The sequence below is a fragment of the Mesorhizobium sp. B2-3-13 genome (genome assembly GCF_006442195.1).
In the GTDB taxonomy this organism is placed as follows: domain Bacteria; phylum Pseudomonadota; class Alphaproteobacteria; order Rhizobiales; family Rhizobiaceae; genus Mesorhizobium; species Mesorhizobium salmacidum.
Map to the genome: position 1 here is coordinate 414,219 of NZ_VFVQ01000001.1, position 19,821 is coordinate 434,039.

A 19,821-nucleotide genomic window follows, 5' to 3' on the forward strand; every position below is an offset into this window, starting at 1 on the left:
CGCCACCTGCCGTCCTCTGACGAATTCGCCCCGGCACCGCCGGAAGGATTTCAGAGGAAAGATCAAATCAATGACCTATCAGAATTATTCGCTGAAGCAGCTTCAGCAGATCGACGCCGCGCATCACTTGCATCCTTTCACCGACCATAAGGAGCTGCGTGAGGCCGGCGCGCGCGTCATCACCCACGCCAAGGGCCTGTTCATCTACGATTCCGAAGGGACCGAACTGCTGGACGGCATGGCCGGCCTGTGGTGCGTCAATATCGGCTACGGCCGTGACGAACTGGCCGAGGCCGCCTATGCCCAGATGAAGGAATTGCCTTACTACAATTCCTTCTTCAAATGTTCGACGCCGACGCCGGTGCTGTTGTCGAAAAAGCTCGCCGAGATCGCGCCACGCAACGTCAACCAGGTGTTTTACGGCTCGTCCGGTTCGGAGGCCAACGACACCGCGTTGCGCCTTGTGCGCCACTATTGGGTGCTGGAAGGCAAGCCGGAGAAGAACCGCGTCATCTCGCGCAAGATGGCCTATCACGGTTCGACCATCGCCGGCACTTCGCTCGGCGGCATGGATGCCATGCACAAGCAGCTCAACGGCGCGGTGCCCAATATCGTCCATGTGATGATGCCCTATGCTTATGAGCTGGCTCTGCCTGGCGAAAGCGATCACGATTTCGGCCTGCGCGCGGCAAAGTCCGTCGAGGATGCCATCATCGAGGCTGGCGCCGACAAGGTCGCGGCTTTCATCGGCGAGCCGGTGATGGGGGCGGGTGGCGTCAAGATCCCGCCGGCGAGCTACTGGCCCGAAGTGCAGCGCATCTGCCGCAAATACGACGTGCTTTTGATGCTGGACGAGGTCATCACCGGCTATGGCCGGACAGGTGAGTGGTTCGCGGCCCAGACCTTCGGCATCGAACCGGATACCATCACCACGGCCAAGGCGCTGACATCGGGCTATCAGCCGCTCTCGGCGCTGCTGGTTGGCGATCGCATTGCCTCGACGCTGGTCGAGAAGGGCGGCGAGTTCAACCACGGCTACACCTATTCGGGGCACCCAGTGGCCTGCGCCGTGGCGCTGAAGAACCTCGAGATTATCGAACGGGAAGGCCTGGTCGATCGCGTCAGGAACAACACCGGACCGTATTTCGCCAAGGCTTTGCAGGAGCGTATCGCCGGGCATGATCTGGTCGGCGAGGTGCGTTCGATCGGCCTGATGGGTGCGATCGAGATCGTCAAGGACAAGACGACGAAGGAACGCTTCCTGCCGTCGGGAAGTGCCGCGGTGACGGTGCGCGATCATGCAATCGCCAATGGCATGATGCTGCGCGCCACCGGCGACACGATGATCCTGTCGCCGCCGCTGATCTGGACCCGTGACACCATCGACATGGCCTGTGAGCGCATCGGCAAGGCGCTCGACCTGGCGCAGGCCGACCTGCACAGGCGGTAAAACGGAACCGGGCGTCCGTTGATCGGGCGCTCTCTTCTGGCCGCACGCCGTCGCTGTTCAACGGCGTCGCGGCCGAACGGTCGATCAGCGCCGCGCTGAAGCCGGCCAGCCGCGCCGTGAAGGCAAATTTTCGTCGGCTTTCGACAAAGGGTTGAAGCGGGCGTCGCGGAACTTCTTTGCGCATCGTCGAAGTCATGCGCTAGAACCAATCGGCATACGCATCGATGGGGGACAACATGGCCGGACAACCGCTCAACCAGCCGGCTGAAATTCCAGCCGAACTCGATCGCTGGAACTGGGGCGCCTTCTTCCTCAACTGGATTTGGGGCATCGGCAACAGCACCTTCATCGCGCTGCTGGCGCTGATCCCCGTCGTCAACCTCATCATGATCTTCGTGCTCGGCGCGCGCGGCAGCCGCTGGGCCTGGCGGAACCGTGCCTGGCGCGACGCCGAGCAGTTCCGCAAGACGCAGCGCAATTGGGCGATTGCCGGCCTTGCCGTCTGGGTGGTCAGCATCGGCGGCTGTGCGACCATGGTCGGCAGCATCCCCTTCGTGCTCAAAGGGAGCGACGCCTTCCGTATGACCATGGACGCCGTCCGCGCCGACACCCGGGTGAAGGCCGCCATTGGCGACGATGTGACCGACAAATTCTGGATCGGAGGCCACCTCAACGTCAATGCGAATGGGGCGGGCGATGCCCAGTTCAGCATTCCCGTCCACGGCGCCAAGGGCAAGGGCACCGTCTTCTCTCATCTGATTCGCAATGCCGGCACTTGGAGCACGCGCCTGCTCGTGGTCCGCGTGGACGGCGTCGATGCGCCGATCGTGCTGACCAATGAAGATCACGTGCCGATCCCGGGCGCCGCGATCGGAATATAGACGGATCATCGATAATAAAGGGGTCGGAAACGCAAAAACCGCGCCCCACCGGGAACGCGGCTTTGCCAGATACGCATGGCGTTTCGCTACGAAGACACTTGCGAAACTTACGGGCTCCGGCACGCGAGACCTGATCCGGAGCGCCGGGCGGATGCGATATATCCGCCTCGCAATCCGTTTTATAGGGACATCGTTACCGCGGAGTTATCGAGAGCTTAAGCAAATCTAAATTTGCGGCCCTTCGACTGGAAGGACCGGAAAAAAGTCAATTCGATCCGCCGGTTACGCCGGGTTGCCGCGCAGAAAATTAATTATGCCGGAGAAATCCGCGCCGCTATGTCCCTGGGCATTGAACAGGGCATAGAGCTGCGCCGCTTCGGCGCCGAGCGGCGTCACCGCGCCGGCGCCAAGCGCTGCTTCCTGGGACAATTTCAGGTCCTTCAGCATAAGAGCCGCAGCAAATCCCGGCTTGTAATCCTTGTTGGCGGGCGAAGTGGGAACCGGGCCGGGCACCGGGCAATAGGTGGTCAGCGACCAGCACTGGCCTGACGACGTCGAGGCGACGTCGAACAGCGCCTGATGCGACAGGCCGAGTTTCTCCGCCAGCACGAAGGCCTCGGCGACGCCGATCATCGAAATGCCGAGGATCATGTTGTTGCAGATCTTGGCGGCCTGGCCGGCGCCGTCGCTGCCGCAATGGACGATGCGCCCGGCCATCGGGTTCAAGATCGGCTCGGCGGCGGCGAAGGCACCATCGGATCCCCCGGCCATGAAGGTCAATGTACCGGCCGTGGCACCACCGGTGCCCCCCGAAACCGGCGCATCGATCGACAGCAGGCCATGCTTCGCGGCAATCGCATGCGCCTTGCGTGCCGAGTCCACGTCGATGGTCGAGGAATCGATGAACAAGGCATTTTTCTTCGCCTTGGGAGCGATGTCCTCATAGACCGACAAAACATGCTTGCCGGCGGGCAGCATGGTGATCACCACGTCGGCATCCTTCACCGCCGCGAGCGCATTGGCCATGACAACGACGCCATGTTCACGCGCGATGGTGAGGTTTTCCGGCATCAGATCGAAGCCATGCACCGTATGGCCCGCCTTGACCAGGTTTGCGGCCATCGGATTGCCCATATTGCCGAGGCCGATGAAGGCGGTCGTCGTCATTGTCTCTCTCCCGGAGTTTGCTGGCTTCAGCGGCCGATCAGCGCGCGCGCGATGATCACGCGCATGATCTCGTTGGTGCCTTCCAGAATCTGGTGCACGCGCAGATCGCGAACCAGCTTCTCGATGCCATAATCATGCAGATAGCCGTAGCCGCCGAGCAATTGCAGCGCATCGTTGGCGACGTCGAAGCCGGTGTCGGTGACGAAGCGCTTGGCCATCGCCGACCATTTGCCGGCGTCCGGCGCCTTGCGGTCGAGCTTCGAGGCCGCCGCGTAGAGAAAGATGCGCGCGGCCTGCAACTTTGTCTCCATGTCGGCAAGCCTGAACTGCAGCGCCTGGAACTGGTTGATCTTCGAGCCGAAGGCCTTGCGTTCGGCCGTGTAGGCCAGCGCCTTGTCGAGCGCCGACTGCGCGCCGCCCAGCGAACAGGCGGCGATGTTCAGCCGGCCGCCGTCGAGCCCGGCCATGGCGATGCCGAAACCGGCGCCTTCGCCCGACAGGAGATTCTCCGCCGGCACCTTGCAGTCCTCGAAGATGACCTGGCGGGTCGACTGCATATGCCAGCCCATCTTGTGCTCGTTGGCGCCGAAGGAGAGGCCGGGCGCATCCTTGGGCACGACAATGGTGGAGATGCCTTTCGGGCCGTCGGCGCCGGTGCGCACCATGACGGCGTATACATCGCTGTCGCCGGCGCCCGAGATGAACTGCTTGGCGCCGTTGAGAACATAGTCGCCGCCGCTCTTCACCGCGCGGGTCTTCAATGCAGCGGCATCGGAGCCGGAACCCGGCTCGGTCAGGCAATAGCTCGCCAGCCATTCCATGGAGGTGAGCTTCGGCAGGAAACGCCGGCGCTGTTCTTCATTGCCGAAACGGTCGATCATCGAGGCCACCATGTTGTGGATCGAGATGAAGGAAGAAAAGGCCGGGTCGGCATGTGACAGCGCCTCGAAGATCAGCACCGCGTCGAGTCGGCCGAGCGCGGAACCGCCGACGTCGTCCTTGATATAGATGCCGCCGAGGCCGAGCGGTCCGGTTTCCCGGATCACCTCGGCGGGGAAGTGTTTCCTGCGGTCCCAGTCGAGTGCATTCGGCGCAACGCGATCGGCGGCGAAGGCCTGCGCCATCTCCTGGATGGCGCGCTGTTCCTCGTTGAGTTCGAACTGGCTGGTGCTCGCATCGACCGCGGCGTCCATGGCGTGCTCCCTATATGTTGGCCAGCTAGCCCGCTGGCCTGTCGTTTTTGGCTTTGCGCGCGCACCAATCTAGACCAATGATGCCGCCGCGCAACCCGACCTGCCGCGGAGCGGCTGTGCACCAATGCATGTCCGGAGCAAGATGTGACGACAAAATTCGACGAACTGCTGGAACAGTTCCACGCCTACCTTGCTTCCGTCGACGACGCCCTGGTGCGCGAGGCCGTGGCGCGCATAGGCTGGGACATGCCGGCCCGCGATCTGGAGCCGTATGCGCTTGGTTGCCTGCGCCATCTCGATCGCTCGGCTGAGCTGGCGCCGATGGCCGCGAAACCCCTGGTGCAATTGCTGGCACGGCAGCGCAACGACCTCCATTGGGGGCAGACCTACAGCGAAGCGGATATCGGGAAAGATTTCATCGACAATTATGGCTGGCTGGAAATGTTCGGCACGCGTGGCCATTTCGCCAATGACGAGGTTGCGGCCGGGCTGCTGATCCTTGGGCCCGGGATCGTCTATCCCGACCATCATCACGTCGCCGAGGAGATCTACATTCCGCTGACCGGCCGTACGAAATGGCGCATGGGCGAGGGCGGTTTTCGCACGCGTGAAGCCGGCGAGGTAGTCCACCATGCCTCCAATGTCAATCACGCCATGCGGACTGGCAAGGAACCTCTGCTGGCGCTTTATATCTGGCGCGGCGGGCCGCTGGCGCAGAAGTCCACGATCACCGGAAATGCGACGCAGGGCCAGAGCTGATGGCCAAAGCGATCATGCTGCAAGGCACGGGCTCGGATGTCGGCAAGACGGTGCTCGTCGCCGGGCTGTGCCGCGCCGCCAGGAATCGCGGCCTGAAGGTGCGGCCGTTCAAGCCCCAGAACATGTCGAACAACGCTGCCGTTGCCGATGTTCCCGGTGACAACAACCATGGCGGCGAGATCGGCCGTGCGCAATGGCTGCAGGCGATCGCTTGCGGGGTTGCGCCGTCGGTCCATATGAACCCGGTGCTGCTTAAGCCGCAGACCGATGTCGGCGCCCAGATCATCGTCCAGGGCAAGGTGTTCGGCGAAGCGCGGGCGCGTGACTATCAGGCGCTGAAGGGCCGGCTGATGGATGCCGTGCTGGATTCCTGGGGCGAGGTCCGCGAGGGCGCCGACCTCGTCATCGTCGAGGGCGCCGGTTCGCCAGCCGAAATCAACCTCAGAAGCCGCGACATCGCCAATATGGGCTTTGCCACGCGCGCCGACGTGCCGGTGGTGCTGGTCGGCGACATCGATCGCGGCGGCGTCATCGCCTCGGTCGCCGGCACGCATCTGATCCTGCCGGAAGAGGATCGGTGCATGATCGTCGGCTACCTTATCAACAAGTTCCGGGGCGACGTTTCGCTGTTCGATGACGGCCTGAAGGCGATCGAGAAATTCACCGGGTGGCGCTGTTTTGGCGTCGTGCCGTGGCTGAAGGCGGCGGCGCGGCTGCCATCGGAGGATTCGGTGGTGCTGGAGCGGCTGGCGTCCGGTGAGGCGCGCGCGTTGAAGGTGGCGGTGCCGATGCTTGGCCGCATCGCCAATTTCGACGATCTCGACCCGCTCAAGGCCGAACCGCAGGTCGAGGTGGTGTTCGTGCCGCCGGGAAAGAAGCTGCCGGCCGATGCCGGGCTGGTGGTCATTCCCGGCTCCAAGTCGACGATCGGCGATCTCCTGAAGTTTCGCGAGAATGGCTGGGACCGGGATTTGGCGGCGCACCGCAAGCGCGGCGGCCATGTCGTCGGCATTTGCGGCGGCTTCCAGATGCTAGGCCGAACGGTGCGCGACCCCAACGGCATCGAAGGCAGCGTCACCGATGCCGAAGGGCTGGGCTTGCTTGATATCGAAACGGTGATGGAGCCGGAAAAGACGGTGCGCAATGTCAGTGCCCGCTCTGTGCCGTTCGACTTGCCGCTCGAGGGCTACGAGATCCATCTCGGCCGCACCACCGGCCCGGACACCATGCGGCCGTCGGCGATCATCAACGGCATCGAGGATGGTGCGATCTCCGCCGACGGCAAGGTGATCGGCACTTACATGCATGGCCTGTTCGGCGCCGACGGCTTTCGGGGAAAATTCCTCGAAAGCCTCGGCATCAAGGGGGGCGGCATCGACTATCGCGCCGAAGTCGAGCGGGCGCTGGACGAAGTCGCGGCCGAGCTGGAGAACCATCTCGACTGCGATGCGATTTTCGCGCTGGCACGTTGAAGGTCCGAATCAGGCCTTTTCATCTGCTTTCGGCCGGTAGGTGCCGAACGACCAGACATTGCCTTCGGGATCGCGGCAGATGAATTCGCGGCTGCCGTAATCGCGGTTCGTCAGTTCCTGGATGATCGTCGCGCCGGCCTTCCTGGCCTTGGCGTAGGCGGCGTCGGCATCGTCGACGGCGATATAGATCGACTTGCCGCCGCCTGAACCGGGTTCGCCGACCATCTTGCCGTAGTCGTCGTCGCGCACCGTGCCCAGCATGATCATCGAAGAGCCGAAGACCAGTTCGGCATGATGCACGACATCGCCTTCGCCATAGCAGGCACGGACGCTGAAGCCGAAGGCTTCGCCCAGCCAGTCGATCATCTTCGCCGCGTTTCTGTAGCGCAGGGCAGGGTAGAGCCGGGGTGCTTCATTGGTTGTGGTTGTGGGCATGGCTGCCTCCTTCATCCGGATTGGTCGATAACCCAGTCTGTTCGAAGGCCGTTCCGGCGTCTTGAAGAAATGTTACCTGCCAGCCAGTGCGCTGCGGCTTGTTCGGAACTACACGCCCATCGACAGTGCGGTCGGCGTTTCGCCGGCAAGGTCGCGGAACTCGCGGGCCAGATGCGCCTGGTCAGCATAGCCGCAATCGGCGGCGATGTCGGCCCAGCCGCTCGCCTGTTGCCTGGACAGGCCGAGGGCTCGGTTGAAGCGCGCGATGCGCGACAGGGTTTTCGGACCGATGCCGGTGGCGTCGGTGAATCTCCCGGCAAGATGCTTGCGGCTCCAGCCCAGCTTTTCGGCAAGAGAGGCAATGCGCGTGCGGCCGCCCGAAAAGACGATCCTGTCATAAGCCCAGGCGATCTCGGCCGGGGTCTCGCGGGCAGCGGCCAGCCGGCCGGCGACGAACATTTCCGCCAAGTCGAAACGCATGTTCCAATCCGGCGCGTTGCCAAGCTTTTCGCGCAGGGCGATGCCTTCGAGACCGAGCACGTCGTCGAGGGCTACCATGCGATCGGCCAATTCACTCATCGGCCGGCCGAAAAACCGGCGTGCGCCCAGCGGCGTGAAGTTGACCTGGACGCAGCAGGCGCCGCCGAAAGACTGGATCATCACCGGTCCGGCATAAAGGCCCGCGGCGAAGCTGGCGAAACGGTCGTTGTCGCCGGGGGTTCGGCCAAGCCCGATGGCGAAGGGTTCGGCAAAGCTGATCACCAGCGGCACGGTCAGCGAGGCATATTCGATGTTATGGAAATAGCCGGGCGCGGTCTCGCGATAACCGCAGATATCGGTGACAACGCCGTCAAGTGCTGCGTTGGGAAGCCGCCGGCGCATTTCGAAAAGCCCCGATATGGAGCGATCCTGTTCTTTCCGGCGCTGCATCTCGATTGGCATTGGCCATCCTTCCGCCAAGCGAATCTAGCAGAGCCCGCATTGGAATCAAAAAACGCCCGGCTTTGGCCGGGCGCTCTCGGTCCCCGCTTGTCGAGGGAAACTTGTCAGGCGCCGCGCATCAGGCAGCCGGCGGCGAGCACGATGTAGGCGACGAGCACGATCCACACCGATGCGAGCGGAATGAACGCAAAAACGCCAAGCGCGGCAAGAAGGCCGATGATGGCGATGACCAGGGAAATGATGAAAACAATCTGAGTAGGCGCGCTGAGATTCATGTCTGGCTCCTCCAACATCATTCGAACAGCGATATTGTAACAGGCCCGTGATCACACACCAATCATGACACGCAGCGGGTTGACCGGATCCGCCAGCAGCTTCACCGCCAAAGCCACGCAGACGATGACCAGCAGCGGCTTGATCAGCTTGGCGCCGATGCGCATGGCGAGACTGGCACCAAGCCGGGCGCCGAGGAACTGGGCAACGCCCATCATCAGGCCGATCTTCCAGGAGATGACGCCGACAGCGGCAAAGACGATGAAGCCGCCAATATTGGAAGCGAAATTGAGCAGTTTGGTGTGCGCCGTCGCCTTGAGCACGCCGTAGCCGGCGAGCGTCACGAAGGCCAGCATGTAGAAGGAACCGGCGCCCGGGCCGAACACGCCATCATAGAAGCCGATGGCCGGCACCACGGTCACGCCGAACAGGAAGGGCGAGAGGCGCTCGGCCCGGTCCACATCGTTCATGTTGGGCTTGAGCGCGAAATATAGCGCGATGGCAATCAGCACCAGCGGCAGGGCCGCGCGCAACAGGTCGCCGGGCACGATCGTGGCCAGCAACGCGCCGACGGCACCGCCGGCAAGTGCCAGCAGCGCCGATGGCAATTGCCGGCGCAGGTCGACATGGCCTTTCGAGGCATAGTGGATCGTCGCCGACCCGGAGCCGAACATGCCTTGCAGCTTGTTGGTTCCAAGCGCTTCGACCGGCGAGAAACCGGCAAGCAGCAACGCCGGAATGGTGATCAGTCCGCCGCCGCCGGCAATCGAATCGACAAAGCCCGCGGCAAAAGCCGCGAGGGCAAGCATGGCGATGGACTGGATGCTGAGGTCGATCATCTGATCTGTCGAGATGTCCGGTCGGCTGAGATAGCGCGCGTTCGACCACGACCACCCCGTTTGCGCAAGGCCGATTCCGCGCTAATTCTATTGAAGAGGAATCGGAAAGGGGCCGTTCATGGCATTCGCGTTGCTGGACCAGATACGCTCGATCTTCGACGGCGACCCGGGCGTGCGCAAGGTCGCAGACGATCCCGTCCTGTCGGCGGAACTGCTGATGCTGTTCCGGATGATCCTGGCAGATGGCACAGTGAGCGAGAGCGAGATGGTTGCCTTCCGGCGCATCTGCAAGGATGCCTTCGGCATTCCGGAGAGCAGCATCGATGCCGTCATCGAATACCTCAACGAATTCGGCTACGAGACCAACGGCTCGCAGGCGATCGCGCTGTTCCGCGATCTCGACGTCGGGCGGCGCAAGCAATTGGCCCAGCACATGGCGGAGATCGCCAAGGCGGATTCGCAGCTGGCCGAAACCGAGGTGCGGCTGCTCCGCCGCACGCTCGATTTGCTCGACATCAGCCCGGTCGATATGGTGAAGCCAGAAGATTGACACTGCGTGAGACACCCAATCGCCAGCGCCGAGGGGCTGTTTGTGTGAGCTTTGCCGATAGCTACCTGGGACAATTGCGGGCGCTGATCGGCGACCGTCTGGTGCTGATGCCAGGTGCTCGTATCGTTATTGAACGCGCAGACGGCAGCATTCTCCTGCAGAAACGAACCGATTTTGGCTTGTGGGGCTTGCCCGGCGGTAATGCCGAGGAAGGCGAGGGCCTGGAAACCCTGGTGATCCGAGAAGTACTTGAGGAAACCGGCTTGGTCGTCAGCGATGTCGAGCCGTTCGGGTTCGGCTGTAACCCACGCTATGAGACCGTCCAATTTCCGAATGGCGATCGCGCCCAGTTCTTCGCGTTGATATTTTATACGCGCGCCTTTGAAGGCGAGGCGGCCGTCGCCGACGACGAGAGTAGCGCCGTCGAATGGTTCGCGGTCGACAGCCTGCCTGAGATGCTGCCAAACATGGCGCGCAGCGTCGAGGCCTATCTCCGGTTCAAGAGCACCGGAGAATTCCAGATGATTTGAGATATCCTAACCCTGTTCCTGCATTCGCCGAGCAATTGCCCGGTGCAGGTCCGGGGCCGCAGCGACAAGCGCCTTGGCCGCCTCTGATTGTGGGTGATCGAGCACTTCGCTCGTCTTGCCGCGCTCGACGATCTTGCCGTCATGCATAACCAGCACTTCGTCCGTGATGGCGCGGGCGACGGTCAGGTCATGGGTGATGAAGAGATAAGCGATGCCAAGCTTCTGGTTAAGATCGGCGAACAGGTCCAGGATCTGGGCGCGGATCGAGACATCGAGTGCCGAGACCGGCTCGTCGGCGACCACCAGTTTCGGGCGGGTGATGATGGCGCGGGCGATCGACAGGCGCTGACGCTGGCCGCCCGAAAACTCGTGCGGGTATTTGTCCATGTCGCGTTGGTCGAGGCCGACCTCGTGGAGCGCGTGCGCCACCATCTCGCGGCGTTCGGCCCGCGTCGGTTTTTTCTCCAGGACATGAAGCGGCTCGGCAACCAGTTTTTCGACCTTCTGGCGTGGATCGAAGGACCCGTAGGGATCCTGGAACACGACCTGCATATCGCGCCTGGCCGGCTTCAGCTCGGCTTCGCTCTTGCCGGTGATGGCTTCGCCGCGAAACCGGATCTCGCCCGAACCCGGCCGGTCCAGTGCCAGGATCATGCGGGCAAGGGTCGACTTGCCGCAACCGGAGCGGCCGACTAGTGCCACCGACTGGCCCGGCGCCATCGAAAGGGAGACGTCGTCGACGGCGCGAATCGCCGGCGCACGGCTGAACAGCGAGATGCGGCGGCCGGGGTAATCGCGGGTGACGCCTTCGACCTGGAGCAAGGATTGGTCTGTCCCGACACGGTGAGGCTTGGCGCGCGTCGGAACATGCATCGAAGCCTGCGCCAGTTGGCGCGTATAGGGATGAAGCTGACCGGAGAGCGTGCGCGCCGTGTCGCCTGCTTCCATCACCTCGCCATGGCGCAGGATGGTGATGCGGTCGGCCATCTCGGTCACGACAGCGAGATCATGCGAGATCAGCAGCAGGCCCATGCGGTTCTCCGCAACGAGGTCGCGCAAGAGGTCGAGGATCTGCGCCTGCAGCACCACGTCGAGCGCCGTCGTCGGCTCGTCGGCGATCAGCAGCTTTGGCTTCAGCGCGCAGGCGATGGCGATGACGACGCGCTGGCGCTGGCCGCCTGACAGTTCGTGGGGATAGCGCGACAGCGGGAACTTTGCCGAGGGCAGACCAACGCGATCGAGTATTTTTCGCGCGCGCTCCTCGGCATCGGCACGGCTTGCCCTGGCGTGCCAGCGTATGCCTTCCGCGACCTGTTCGCCGATCGTCTTGACCGGATTGAGCGCTGTCATCGGTTCCTGGAACACCATGCCGATGTCATCGCCGCGCAGGGCACACATCTGGTCCTCGGTTGCCGTCAGAATATCGATGCCGTCGAATGTGACGCGCCCGGTGGGGCGTGCGGCAGGGGGCAGGAGCCGCATCACCGTCAGCGCGGTCATCGATTTGCCGGAGCCGGATTCGCCGACCAGCCCCATGACTTCGCCGGGCGCGACGGAGAGCTCCATATCTTTCAGGACCTGCGTATCGCCGATGGTCAGCGACAGATTGTCGATTTCGAGCAGGCTCATCGCTGCCGCCGCGATTTCGGGTCGAGAATGTCGGCGATGCCGTCGCCCAGAAGGTTCAGGCCGAGCACGGTGACGACGATCGCCATGCCGGGGAAGATCGCCATCCAGGGAGCCACCACCATGCGCGTCTGGGCGTCGAACAGCATGCGGCCCCAGCTCGGCATTGGCGGCTGAGCGCCGAGGCCGAGATAGGAAAGCCCGGCTTCGGCCAGGATGCCCAGCGCGAACTGGATCGTGCCCTGCACGAGGAGCAGCGTGGCGATATTGGGCAGCACGTGTTCGATCGATATCTGCGTGCTGCTCTTGCCGGCGGCGCGCGCGGCAAGGATGAATTCACGCGGCCAGACGGCCAGCGCGCCGGCGCGGGCGACGCGGGCGAACACCGGAATGTTGAAGATGCCGATGGCGATGATCGCGTTGATGGCGCCCGGCCCGAAAATGGCGGTGATCATTATGGCCGACAACAGCGCGGGGAAGGCGAAGACGAGATCGTTGACGCGCATCAGCGCCTCGTCGACGAGGCCGCCGCGCGCCGCGGCGAAGGCGCCAAGCGGCACGCCGACCCCCATGCCGATGCCGACGGCCACCAGCGCCACGGCAATCGAATTGCGCGCGCCAACCATGAGCATCGACAGGATATCGCGGCCGAAATGGTCGGTGCCGAACCAATGCGCCAGCGATGGGCCTTGCGTCTTGTCCGCTATGACCAGCTTCGTCACATCGTAAGGTGTCCAGGCATAGGAGACGACGGCCATTGCCAGGATCAGCGCCGTGATGATGAAGCCGGCGACGAATGCGGCGTTCCCAAACGCCTTGGCCAGGATGCTGCGGAACGTCTCTTCGGGGATGTCGATGCGCAGCGTCATTGCCGGGTCCTCAGGCGAGGATCGACCGCCGCATAGGAAAGGTCGACGACGAGATTGACGGCAATGACGGCGGCGACCAGCAGCATGACCACGCTTTCGACGACGATCAGGTCGCGCTGGGTGATCGCCTGGAACACCAGCCGGCCGAGACCGGGCAAATAGAAGACATTCTCGATGATGATGGTACCGGCGAGCAGGAAGGCGAATTGCAGGCCAAGAATGGTCAGCACCGGGATCATGGCGTTGCGCAGCGCGTGCCGCCACAGCACGGCGCGATAGGGCAGGCCCTTGGCGCGGGCGGTGCGGATATAGTCCTCGTTCAGCACCTCGATCAGCGCCGAGCGGGTGACGCGCGCCAGGATCGCCGCTTGTGGCAGGGCAAGCGCTACCGCCGGCAACAGCAGCGATTTCAGCGCGGGCCAGGCGCCGGCTCCCCAACCGGGAAAACCACCGGCTGGGACCAGGCGCAGCCAGACGGCAAAGACATAGATCAGCATCAGCGCGAACCAGAAATTGGGGACGGCTACGCCAAGCTGCGCCACGCCCATTGAAATCGTGTCGCCGGCCCGTCCGCGCCGGCTGGCGGAATAAAGCCCGACCGGAATGGCGATGATGGTAGAGAGCGCCAGCGCGATCAGCGCCAGCGGCAGCGAGACGGCGAGCCGTTCACGCACGAGGTCGATGACCGGCACCGAATAGGTATAGGAGCGGCCGAAATCGAGGCTGAGCAGGCCACCGACCCAATGCAGGTAGCGCAGGACAAGTGGCGCGTTGAGACCCATCTGGTTGCGCAAGAGTTCGACCTGATCGGCGCTGGCATTCATACCCAGCATCAGCCGCGCGGGATCGCCGGGGAGGACCTCCAGCACGGCGAACACCACCATCGAGGCAAGCACCAGCGTGGCGAAAGCGATGGCGAGGCGCTTGAGGAGGTAGGCTGTCATGGAAGGCGAGGGAGCGTGGCGTTCTTCCTTCTTCCCTTGTGGGAGAAGGTGGCCTCGCGAAGCGAGGTCGGATGAGGGGTACTGGACGAATTGCAGGTTGAGTTTGTTCCAGCACCCCTCACCCGTCTTGGCGCTTTGCGCCAATCCACCTTCTCCCACAAGGGGAGAAGGGCAGTCCCGCGCAACCGCTGCCGCACCACAAGCCTCACTCGCTCCACTTCACCTTGGTGAGATCATTGGCCTGGATAGGCGCGTTTTCCCATAATCCCTGCAATTTGGCGTCCCAGACGCCGATCTTGGGCAGTTCGTAGAGGAAGCCGACCACGGCGTCGTCGGCCAGGATCTTTTGTGCCTCGCCAAGCAGTTCCTTGCGCTTGGTTTCGTCGGAGGTGAGGTTGAGGTCGGCGATTATTTTGTCGAAGGTCGGATTGTCGTAGTTGAAGTAGTAGTCCTTGCGCGAATAAATATCGATGTCGTTGGGTTCGGTGTGGGAGACGATGGTCAGGTCGTAGTCCTTCTTGGTGAACACCTGGTCCAGCCACTGCGCCCATTCGACCGGGATGATTTCGAGGTTGATTCCGACATCGCGAAGTTCCGAGGCGATGATCTCGCCACCCAGCCGTGCATAGCTGGGCGGCGGCAGTTTCAGCGTTGCCTTGAAGCCGTTCTCCAGCCCGGCTTCCTTCAGCAACTCCTTGGCCTTGTCGATGTTGTGCGGATAGAGGCCGGTGAGGTCGACATAGTCCTTGTTGGCTGGCGACATATGCGAGCCGATCGGCAGGCCAAGGCCGGCCGAGGCGCCGTCTATGATCGCCTTGCGGTCGAGCGCGTAGGAGATCGCCTGCCTTACCTGCAGCTTGTCGAAAGGCGGCTTCTTGTTGTTGATCGCCAGGATGGTCTCGCCCTCGGTCGAGCCGATCACCACCTTGAAACGCGGGTCGTCCTTGACCTGTGCCAGGCTGTCGGGATCGAAGAAGGGGAAGGCCTGGATGTCGCCGGACAGCAGCGCCGGCACATAGGCCGCGGCATCCGGCACGATACGGAACTCGACTTTGTCGAGGAACACCGGAGCGCCCCAGTAATGGTCGGCTTTTACCAAAGTGATCGATGATCCCTTGGCCCAGTTCTGGAATTTGAACGGGCCGGTGCCAACAGGTTTTTCCTTGTTGGTATCGGCGGATTTGGGGGACACCATCACCGCGTCGCCCCATCCCATATTGTAGAGGAAAGACCCTTGCGGGTTCTTCAGCGTGATCTTGACCGTTGCCGGATCGATGATCTCGACCTTGTCGATGGCTGCGAACAGGCCCTTCTGCGCATTGACCGAATTGTCGGCGCGGGCCCGGTCGAGCGAGAATTTCACATCGTCGGCGCTGAAATCGGCGCCGTCGTGGAATTTGACGCCGGTGTGCAGCTTGAACGTATAGATCTTGCCGTCATCGGAAATTGTCCAGCCCTCGGCCAGATCCGGCAGAACCTCGCCATTGGGGCCGATCCGGGTCAGACCCTCGAAGACATTGGCGTAGAGCACTTCCTTGATCGCCGCCGCAGCGCCCGCTGTTGGATCGAGATGGGGCGGTTCGAGCGGAATGCCGATGACCAGGTCGGTCCGGGCCGCAACGGCCTGACTTCCGGCGGCCAGCGCAAGGACCGCCGCGGCCAGAATGGTTTTCCACAGTCTCATCGTGCAACTCCCCATGCGTTCAGGACACGTGCTCAAACCGGGCGATAGAAGCGTGATTTCGCGCGGGAGTAAATTGCGTTTCGTGCTGCCGGGCAGGATGGCCGGGAATGTTTCTGCCGTGCCAGCCCTGTCGGCAGGTCGAAGCTTGTCGCGATGCTGGGTTATTCCGTGGCAGTGCCACGCAGCAGCACGTTGAGCCCGATCGCCATCACCTTGGCTGATTCCACCATGTCCGATACGCCGACCCACTCGTCCGGCCGGTGGGCAAGATCGAGAATGCCGGGTCCGTAGGCGATGCAGTCATAGATGTGGCCGATGCGGGCAATGTGCTTCTGGTCGTAGGTGCCGGGCGAAATGACGTAGTCGGGCTCGCGGTCGAAGATCGCATGAATGCCTTGCGCCACCGCCTTGACCACGGGCGCGTCGCGCTCGGTCATCAGCGGCAGTACTTCCATCAGGTCGCGGATTTCATAATCGAACTTTTCGCGCTCGCGCTTCAGTCGGTCGAGAATGCCGGTCACTTCGGCTTTGACCGTGGCGAGATCCTCCTCGAGCAGGAAGCGGCGGTCGATGGTCAGCCGGCAGGAATCGGGCACGTTGGGCGAGGGCAGGCCGGGCCGGAAATCCTCGGTCTGGCCGCCATGGATGGAGTTGATGTTCATGGTCGAGCGCCTGGCGCCTTCCGGCACCACCGGCATGCGCGTGATCTTGCGGTCGAGCGCCGGAAACAACTCGTTCTCGAAGGCCCGCAGGACGGCGCCCATGTGGCGCACCGCATTGTCGCCGAGAAACGGCATCGAACCGTGCGCGATCTCTCCCTTGGTCTCGATCTCCGCCCACCAGACGCCGCGATGGCCAAGGCAGATGCGGTCCTTGTTCAACGGCTCGGGGATGATGACGTGGTCGACCTTGGGTTTCGAGAAATAGCCGAGCCTGGCCAGATGGGCGACGCCGCCGAAGCCGCCGGACTCCTCATCGACCGTGCCCGAGATCTCGATAGCGCCGGGAAAGTCGGGGAAGACTTCCATGAAGGCTTCGACAGCGATGATGGAGGCGGCGAGGCCGCCCTTCATGTCGCAGGCGCCGCGGCCATAGACCCTGCCGTCCCTGATGACGCCGGCAAAGGGATCCACGGTCCAGCCCTCGCCGGCCTCAACCACGTCTATATGCGAATTGAAGTGGACGCAGGCGCCGGGTGACCGGCCGTCGAAACGGGCGACGACATTGACGCGCGGATAGCGATCGGTGTCGCCGGGCGTGCCTTCGGCGCGGATGAACTCGGTCTCAAAGCCACGTTTCCTTAGCCGCGCACCGATATAGTCGGCGCATGGCCTGTAGGCTTCGCCGGGTGGATTGACGGTCGGAAAACGGATCAGGTCGGCGGTCAGCGCCACCAACTCGTCGCGCCTGATATCGATTGCCTTGAGGAGTCGCTCGTTCATGCCGCGATTTGAGCAGCGATCGCCGTGGTTTTGCAAGCCCGTCGATCAACCCGTGCAGCGCGTCCCTGCGGCAACTATCGCGGGAAATCGTTCAAATTAGCTGCTTTGGATTGGCGAATTGATCAAGGACTGTGTGTTATCCGTTCACCGCCATTAAAAAGGTGAAAAAGAACGTGATGGCGAGCAGGCAAGGGGCAATCAAAGGGGTTTGATCGCATGAAAATGTCATTTCTCAAGGCAGCAGTATTGGTTGTTGCGCTGTTTGGCGCATCGGTCGCAAGTGAGGCGGCCACATTGGTGGCGAATATCGACGTGTCGTCGCAGACAATGACGGTCCGCTATGGCGCTTCGGTCTATCGGTGGGCCGTGTCGACCGCTCGGCCAGGCTATTTCACGCCACGCGGCACCTACCGGCCGCAACGCACGGCGCGGATGTGGTATTCGCGCAAATACGAAATGTCGCCGATGCCTTATTCCGTATTCTTCCATGGCGGCTATGCCATCCATGGAACAGGCGCCGTCAGGCAGCTCGGCCGCCCGGCTTCGCATGGCTGCGTGAGGCTGCATACGGCAAATGCCGCAACCTTCTATTCGATGGTGCGCGAGGTCGGATACGGCAATACGCGCATTGTCGTCACCAATTAGGCAATTGGCGGTTCACTGATATTGGCTTTGTCTGCTGGCGGAGGAACTCACGTTCCCGCCAGCGGCTTGCTCAGGTGTTTGAGGCGGGAGCCGGGTTCGGCCGCTTTTTTCGCCGCCAGTTGCTGATCTCCCACCTTTTGTGGAACCACATCCACTGGCCGGGATCCTCGCGCACCCAGCGCTCGACGACGTCGTTCAGCATCTGGGTGGTGGCGTGGACGTCGACGCTGCCGTCGGCCGTGCGCGGCAAGACCAGCTTGTCCTCAATCTCGAGCCGGAAGCGGTTGCCTGGCAACCTGACACAACGCGCCGGATAGACATCGCAGTCATAGTGACGGGCAAGGGTGCCGAGCACGCGGTTGCTCTGGCAGGGACGGCCGAAGAAGGTCGTGTCCAGGCCGTTGGAGAATTTCTGGTCGACGAGAACGCCGATATTGCCGCCATTCTCCAAGACTCCCGCCAGCGCGAACGAGGCGCCAGCCATCGAAGGGAGCAAGCCTCCCATGGTCGATCGCCTTGTCGAAAGGATGTAGTCGGCCAGGTAGGGGTTGTTGGGCGGCCGAAACAGCGCCGTGATGTTCATGCCAAAGGTCGCGGCCGCCACCGGCAGCAGCTCGAAATTGCCGAGATGGCCGGTGAAGACGATATGCGGCTGCTTCTCGGCCGCGATCTCGACGAAGTGCTCTGTTCCCTTGACCTCAACCCGACCCGGCTTGCCGGCGGCGGGGTCATAGTCGAACAGGGCGTCCAAAAAGATGTATTCGGCGGCAAGGCGGGCCATGTTGCCCCACATGTCGGAGGCGATGGCCTGGATTTCGCCATCACTCTTTCCCGGATAGGCCTTGCGCAGATTGTCGATGGCGACCTGGTGGCGTCCGACCCTTGGGCCGATGAGGCGAGCCGTGCGGTCGGCAAAATTCAGCGCGCTGTCGACCGGCAGCAGGCGCAGCAGCGACATGATGATCATCGCCGCGCGCGCGACAAGCCAGTAATTCATCTGGCGCAGTTGTCTGCCATAGCGAAATGTCAGATCGCGGCGAAGTTTCTTGAGCACGGAAATCGAGGCTCTAGGCGACGCGCAGGATGATCTTGCCGAAGACGTCGCGGCCTTCCATGCGCTTCAGCGCGGCATCGATATCGTCGAAGCCGACCTCGGTGTCGATGACCGGCGCGACCTGCCCCGCAGCCATCTTCTGCATGGCGTTGGCCATGTTCTCCATGCGGCAACCGAAGGATCCGAGCAGTTTCAACTGCTGCTGGAAGAGTTGCATCAGGTTGATCTGCGTCGACACGCCCGAGGTCGAGCCGCAGGTCACCAGGCGGCCACCGCGCTTCAGGCACAGCATCGAGCCGGCAAAGGTGTCGGTGCCGACATGCTCGAACACGACGTCGACGCCCTTCTTCTTCGTCAGCTTGCGCACGACGCCTTCGAAGCGGTCGTCGCGGTAGTTGATGACGTGGTCGGCGCCGAGCGCCTTGGCCTTGTCGATCTTGTCGTTCGAGCCGACCGTGGTGATGATCGTGCAGCCCATCCGCTTGGCCAACTGGATAGCCGCCGAACCGATGCCCGATCCGCCGGCATGGACAAGGATCGTCTCGCCGGGCTGCAGCCTGGCATTGTCGAACAGCATGTGCTCGACGGTGCCGAAAGTAACGGGTGCTACCGCGGCCCCGATGTCGGTCACGCCGGGCGGGGCGGGAACCAGAAGGCGCGCCGGCAGGTTGATCTTCTCCTGCGCGAAGCCGTCGAGATGGAAGCCGTGAACGCCCGAAACATGTTCGCACAGATTGTCGCGGCCTTCGCGGCAGGCGCGGCAGAGGCCGCAGGTGCGCGCGCCGTAGATCGACACCAATTGTCCGGGAAGCAGGCTGGAAACGCCGGGACCGACCGTCTCAACCTCGCCGGAAGCCTCGGCGCCGACGACCAGCGGCAGCTTGCGCTTGGCGAAGGCCATGCCACGCCAGCCCCAGACGTCGATATGGTTCAGCGCCACTGCCTTGATGCGCAGCGTGACTTCGCCAAGCGCGGGGGGTGGCGGGGGTGGCAGGTCCACCGTTTCAAGGCGGCGGTCCTCGATAAGTTGCAGTGCGCGCATGGAGCCTGTCGGTTCTGTTAAGCG

20 protein-coding genes are annotated in these 19,821 nt (G+C 62.9%); 7 read left to right on the top strand and 13 right to left on the bottom strand.

Translation table 11 applies throughout. The features are described 5' to 3' along the window. The first annotated feature begins 70 nt into the window (after positions 1 to 70). Positions 71 to 1,450, top strand: coding sequence for an aspartate aminotransferase family protein (locus FJ941_RS01950; RefSeq protein ID WP_140502658.1), 1,380 nt, complete (start codon positions 71 to 73; stop codon positions 1,448 to 1,450). A gap of 236 nt (positions 1,451 to 1,686) precedes the next feature. Beyond that, positions 1,687 to 2,331: a cytochrome c oxidase assembly factor Coa1 family protein gene (locus FJ941_RS01955; protein WP_140502660.1), complete on the top strand. Its 645-nt coding sequence runs from the start codon at positions 1,687 to 1,689 to the stop codon at positions 2,329 to 2,331. Positions 2,332 to 2,613: 282 nt separating this feature from the next. Here the strand turns inward: FJ941_RS01955 and mmsB are convergent, their stop codons facing one another. Both mmsB and FJ941_RS01965 read right to left on the bottom strand, forming a co-directional pair. Continuing rightward, positions 2,614 to 3,498 (bottom strand): 3-hydroxyisobutyrate dehydrogenase, encoded by an 885-nt coding sequence (gene mmsB / locus FJ941_RS01960; protein WP_140502661.1) that lies wholly within the window; start codon positions 3,496 to 3,498, stop codon positions 2,614 to 2,616. A gap of 26 nt (positions 3,499 to 3,524) precedes the next feature. Further along, complete coding sequence (locus tag FJ941_RS01965; protein ID WP_140502662.1) at positions 3,525 to 4,691, bottom strand: isobutyryl-CoA dehydrogenase; 1,167 nt, start codon at positions 4,689 to 4,691, stop codon at positions 3,525 to 3,527. A 144-nt stretch (positions 4,692 to 4,835) separates the two neighbouring features. Between FJ941_RS01965 and FJ941_RS01970 the strand changes: the two genes are divergently transcribed. Together FJ941_RS01970 and FJ941_RS01975 are read left to right on the top strand one after the other, a co-directional pair. Then, on the top strand, positions 4,836 to 5,450 hold the full coding sequence (locus FJ941_RS01970) for a dimethylsulfonioproprionate lyase family protein (RefSeq protein WP_140502663.1): 615 nt from the start codon (positions 4,836 to 4,838) through the stop codon (positions 5,448 to 5,450). Continuing rightward, entirely contained in the window at positions 5,450 to 6,922 is a 1,473-nt protein-coding gene (locus FJ941_RS01975) for a cobyric acid synthase (RefSeq protein WP_140502664.1), read from the top strand. The genes FJ941_RS01970 and FJ941_RS01975 overlap by 1 nt, the downstream gene beginning before the upstream one ends. A 9-nt stretch (positions 6,923 to 6,931) precedes the next feature. On the opposite strand, the gene FJ941_RS01980 is transcribed toward FJ941_RS01975, so the two are convergent. The 4 genes from FJ941_RS01980 to FJ941_RS01995 all read right to left on the bottom strand — a co-directional run bounded on the left by FJ941_RS01980 (position 6,932) and on the right by FJ941_RS01995 (position 9,411). Then, positions 6,932 to 7,357 carry a VOC family protein gene (locus FJ941_RS01980; protein ID WP_140502666.1) on the bottom strand — a complete coding sequence of 142 codons (426 nt, stop codon included), beginning with the start codon at positions 7,355 to 7,357 and terminating at the stop codon, positions 6,932 to 6,934. A gap of 108 nt (positions 7,358 to 7,465) precedes the next feature. Further along, the gene (locus FJ941_RS01985) at positions 7,466 to 8,299 is read right to left on the bottom strand and encodes an AraC family transcriptional regulator (RefSeq protein ID WP_140502667.1); all 834 of its coding nucleotides are present in this window, start codon (positions 8,297 to 8,299) and stop codon (positions 7,466 to 7,468) included. Positions 8,300 to 8,403: 104 nt separating this feature from the next. After that, positions 8,404 to 8,574 carry a hypothetical protein gene (locus FJ941_RS01990; RefSeq protein ID WP_140502668.1) on the bottom strand — a complete coding sequence of 57 codons (171 nt, stop codon included), beginning with the start codon at positions 8,572 to 8,574 and terminating at the stop codon, positions 8,404 to 8,406. A gap of 51 nt (positions 8,575 to 8,625) precedes the next feature. After that, positions 8,626 to 9,411, bottom strand: a complete 786-nt coding sequence (locus tag FJ941_RS01995) for a TSUP family transporter (protein WP_140502669.1) — start codon at positions 9,409 to 9,411, stop codon at positions 8,626 to 8,628. Between the two features lie 118 nt (positions 9,412 to 9,529). On the opposite strand from FJ941_RS01995, the gene FJ941_RS02000 reads away from it, so the two are divergent. Further along, positions 9,530 to 9,961 carry a TerB family tellurite resistance protein gene (locus FJ941_RS02000; protein ID WP_140502671.1) on the top strand — a complete coding sequence of 144 codons (432 nt, stop codon included), beginning with the start codon at positions 9,530 to 9,532 and terminating at the stop codon, positions 9,959 to 9,961. 44 nt (positions 9,962 to 10,005) lie between these two features. Then, on the top strand, positions 10,006 to 10,491 hold the full coding sequence (locus FJ941_RS02005; RefSeq protein ID WP_140502672.1) for an NUDIX domain-containing protein: 486 nt from the start codon (positions 10,006 to 10,008) through the stop codon (positions 10,489 to 10,491). 6 nt (positions 10,492 to 10,497) lie between these two features. Here FJ941_RS02005 and FJ941_RS02010 read toward each other — a convergent pair whose 3' ends face one another. From FJ941_RS02010 to FJ941_RS02030, 5 genes are all read right to left on the bottom strand, one after another. Then, positions 10,498 to 12,120 (bottom strand): dipeptide ABC transporter ATP-binding protein, encoded by a 1,623-nt coding sequence (locus tag FJ941_RS02010; RefSeq protein ID WP_140502673.1) that lies wholly within the window; start codon positions 12,118 to 12,120, stop codon positions 10,498 to 10,500. Continuing rightward, positions 12,117 to 12,986, bottom strand: coding sequence for an ABC transporter permease (locus FJ941_RS02015; protein WP_140502674.1), 870 nt, complete (start codon positions 12,984 to 12,986; stop codon positions 12,117 to 12,119). Before FJ941_RS02015 ends, FJ941_RS02010 begins: the two co-directional genes overlap by 4 nt. Then, on the bottom strand, positions 12,983 to 13,930 hold the full coding sequence (locus tag FJ941_RS02020) for an ABC transporter permease (RefSeq protein WP_140502675.1): 948 nt from the start codon (positions 13,928 to 13,930) through the stop codon (positions 12,983 to 12,985). The genes FJ941_RS02015 and FJ941_RS02020 overlap by 4 nt, the downstream gene beginning before the upstream one ends. Before the next feature lie 205 nt (positions 13,931 to 14,135). Beyond that, entirely contained in the window at positions 14,136 to 15,614 is a 1,479-nt protein-coding gene (locus FJ941_RS02025) for an ABC transporter substrate-binding protein (RefSeq protein ID WP_140502677.1), read from the bottom strand. Positions 15,615 to 15,775: 161 nt separating this feature from the next. After that, complete coding sequence (locus FJ941_RS02030; RefSeq protein ID WP_140502678.1) at positions 15,776 to 17,056, bottom strand: acetylornithine deacetylase/succinyl-diaminopimelate desuccinylase family protein; 1,281 nt, start codon at positions 17,054 to 17,056, stop codon at positions 15,776 to 15,778. Between the two features lie 216 nt (positions 17,057 to 17,272). Between FJ941_RS02030 and FJ941_RS02035 the strand changes: the two genes are divergently transcribed. Then, positions 17,273 to 17,701, top strand: coding sequence for a L,D-transpeptidase (locus FJ941_RS02035; RefSeq protein WP_140502679.1), 429 nt, complete (start codon positions 17,273 to 17,275; stop codon positions 17,699 to 17,701). A 70-nt stretch (positions 17,702 to 17,771) separates the two neighbouring features. Here the strand turns inward: FJ941_RS02035 and FJ941_RS02040 are convergent, their stop codons facing one another. Further along, positions 17,772 to 18,755, bottom strand: a complete 984-nt coding sequence (locus FJ941_RS02040; RefSeq protein ID WP_181166080.1) for a lipid A biosynthesis lauroyl acyltransferase — start codon at positions 18,753 to 18,755, stop codon at positions 17,772 to 17,774. A 13-nt stretch (positions 18,756 to 18,768) separates the two neighbouring features. Continuing rightward, positions 18,769 to 19,797 (bottom strand): zinc-binding dehydrogenase, encoded by a 1,029-nt coding sequence (locus tag FJ941_RS02045; protein ID WP_140502682.1) that lies wholly within the window; start codon positions 19,795 to 19,797, stop codon positions 18,769 to 18,771. Positions 19,798 to 19,821: the final 24 nt, after the last annotated feature.

Excerpts from the sequence above, each read along its gene's own strand:
- FJ941_RS01995 (WP_140502669.1), bottom strand. The coding sequence starts at position 9,411 with ATGATCGACCTCAGCATCCAGTCCATCGCCATGCTTGCCCTCGCGGCT.
- FJ941_RS02010 (WP_140502673.1), bottom strand. The coding sequence starts at position 12,120 with ATGAGCCTGCTCGAAATCGACAATCTGTCGCTGACCATCGGCGATACG.
- FJ941_RS02045 (WP_140502682.1), bottom strand. The coding sequence starts at position 19,797 with ATGCGCGCACTGCAACTTATCGAGGACCGCCGCCTTGAAACGGTGGAC.
- FJ941_RS02035 (WP_140502679.1), top strand. The coding sequence starts at position 17,273 with ATGAAAATGTCATTTCTCAAGGCAGCAGTATTGGTTGTTGCGCTGTTT.
- mmsB (WP_140502661.1), bottom strand. The coding sequence starts at position 3,498 with ATGACGACGACCGCCTTCATCGGCCTCGGCAATATGGGCAATCCGATG.
- FJ941_RS02025 (WP_140502677.1), bottom strand. The coding sequence starts at position 15,614 with ATGAGACTGTGGAAAACCATTCTGGCCGCGGCGGTCCTTGCGCTGGCC.
- FJ941_RS02015 (WP_140502674.1), bottom strand. The coding sequence starts at position 12,986 with ATGACGCTGCGCATCGACATCCCCGAAGAGACGTTCCGCAGCATCCTG.
- FJ941_RS02030 (WP_140502678.1), bottom strand. The coding sequence starts at position 17,056 with ATGAACGAGCGACTCCTCAAGGCAATCGATATCAGGCGCGACGAGTTG.
- FJ941_RS01985 (WP_140502667.1), bottom strand. The coding sequence starts at position 8,299 with ATGCCAATCGAGATGCAGCGCCGGAAAGAACAGGATCGCTCCATATCG.
- FJ941_RS02020 (WP_140502675.1), bottom strand. The coding sequence starts at position 13,930 with ATGACAGCCTACCTCCTCAAGCGCCTCGCCATCGCTTTCGCCACGCTG.
- FJ941_RS01980 (WP_140502666.1), bottom strand. The coding sequence starts at position 7,357 with ATGCCCACAACCACAACCAATGAAGCACCCCGGCTCTACCCTGCCCTG.
- FJ941_RS01975 (WP_140502664.1), top strand. The coding sequence starts at position 5,450 with ATGGCCAAAGCGATCATGCTGCAAGGCACGGGCTCGGATGTCGGCAAG.
- FJ941_RS01965 (WP_140502662.1), bottom strand. The coding sequence starts at position 4,691 with ATGGACGCCGCGGTCGATGCGAGCACCAGCCAGTTCGAACTCAACGAG.
- FJ941_RS01990 (WP_140502668.1), bottom strand. The coding sequence starts at position 8,574 with ATGAATCTCAGCGCGCCTACTCAGATTGTTTTCATCATTTCCCTGGTC.
- FJ941_RS02000 (WP_140502671.1), top strand. The coding sequence starts at position 9,530 with ATGGCATTCGCGTTGCTGGACCAGATACGCTCGATCTTCGACGGCGAC.
- FJ941_RS01950 (WP_140502658.1), top strand. The coding sequence starts at position 71 with ATGACCTATCAGAATTATTCGCTGAAGCAGCTTCAGCAGATCGACGCC.
- FJ941_RS01955 (WP_140502660.1), top strand. The coding sequence starts at position 1,687 with ATGGCCGGACAACCGCTCAACCAGCCGGCTGAAATTCCAGCCGAACTC.